This is a genomic window from Serratia sp. DD3 (genome assembly GCF_000496755.2).
This window is the reverse complement of record NZ_AYKS02000109.1, coordinates 1-1,728: the sequence shown is the minus strand read 5'-3', so window position 1 is coordinate 1,728 and position 1,728 is coordinate 1. Positions and strand designations below refer to the sequence as shown.

Here is a 1,728-nt window from a genome sequence, read left to right as displayed (position 1 = left end):
GATTTACCGGTGGTACTGCCCGCCGGGCGTGGGCGCCGTGGGCGTCGTGCGGTCTGGTACTGGTGGCTGGCGGGTCTGGTGTTGCTGGGTTTACTGTGGTGGGGGCTGGATGCGTCACTGCATCAGACCCTGCAGCAGCTGTTACCAAAGGAATAACGGATGCCGAGCAACGCAAAAGGTGGATTGTGGTTATGGGCCGGGCTGCTGGCCCTGCTGCTGGTCTGGGGGTTTCTGCCGCTGAGTACCGGGCACCGGGTGGTGCTGACCGTGGTGGTGCTACTTCTGGTGATTGCCATGGTTCTGTGGCTGCGCCGGCAAGCCGCTCAATTACAGAGCCGGGTCGGGCAAGCATCCCCCTGGCGCTTACCGGACGCCGGGTTTGATGGCGCGCTGGTGTTGGTGTGTGGCGACAGCGACACGATGTTTACTGAGGGCAGCGAATATCGCCAGACTCATCAGGGCTGGTATCTCGCCACCCCGACCCCCGAGGCGTTTACCCTGGCGGTGGAGTGGATTGCTGCCAGCGACCCGATGCTGCTGGGTCAGGTGTCAGTGGCGTTATGTGTGGCCCCGGAGCGTCACCAGGATGAGGCGCTGCTGCGTGGTGAAATTCACCAGTGGCGCATGCAGTTCATCCGCGCCCGTCGTCGGCTGTCTCGCCTGCCGACGGTGGTGCTGTGTGGTTACCTCAACGGGCTGATACCTGCGGATGACCCGACGGCGAATGACTGGTTTGTGCATGACGGTGACAGCCGGTTGTCCGGGATGAGCGTGTATACCGAGGATGGGCATGGCCTCACCCTGGCACGCTGGTCACAACAGGACCAGGCTTCCTCGCGGATGGCTCAGCTGTTGTGGCTGGACAGTGCCATGGCGTGGTTGAAGGCGGTGGTGATTGACGAACTGCATCAACCGCAGACCGGGGTGTCGGCCATTCCGCTCAGTGCCGTAGCCCTGCGTTTTACGCCGCTGCATGCGGTGGAGAACAACCTGTGGCAGCGGGCGATTGGTGAACAGACGACCTTGCCGCCGGTGACAGCGAGCGCAGACGCTGTGGCGGCTCACAGCTTACCGTACCCTGATTGCCTGGTGCCGGGCTTGCCGGGTCGCCGTGGCCTGACGCCCGCGCAACGTGTGGGGCTGCGGGCCGGGGCACTGGTGTGGGTGTTTGGTGTGGCGGCCTTGCTGGCGAGCTTTGCCAATAACCATCGCCTTATCCGCAGTGTGGGGGATGACCTGGCCTTTTATCATCGCCTCACTGGCACACCGCCGGAGCCGAAGATACAGGCGCAGCAACAGTTACGCCATGATGAGCAACTGCTGGCGCGTTATCAGCGCCAGGGTGCGCCGTTGTCACTGGGGTTGGGCTTATACCAGGGGCAGGTCTTGCATCCCCCGGTGCAGTTGGCTCTCAGTGACTGGGTGCCACCTAAACCGGCAGCCATTGCAGTCAAGGAGAAGGAGCAAGCCCAAATCGTTCGCCTCGACAGCCTGTCGCTGTTTGATTCCGGCAAGGCGGTACTGAAGCCCGATTCCACCAAAATGCTGGTGAATTCCCTGGTGGGCATCAAGGCCAGACCGGGCTGGCTGATAGTGGTCAGCGGGCATACCGACAACACCGGCAATGCCAAGCAGAACCAGACGCTCTCCTTGCAACGGGCCGAAGCGGTGCGTAACTGGATGCGTGATACCGGTGATGTGCCGGAAAGCTGTTTTGCGGTGCAGGGG

General features: G+C 62.6%; 1 protein-coding gene. It reads left to right on the top strand.

The features are described from left to right. Nucleotides 1-159 precede the first annotated feature (159 nt). Nucleotides 160-1,728 (top strand): OmpA family protein (locus tag IO95_RS20600; protein ID WP_037387004.1); only part of this gene is annotated, 1,569 nt, incomplete at its 3' end.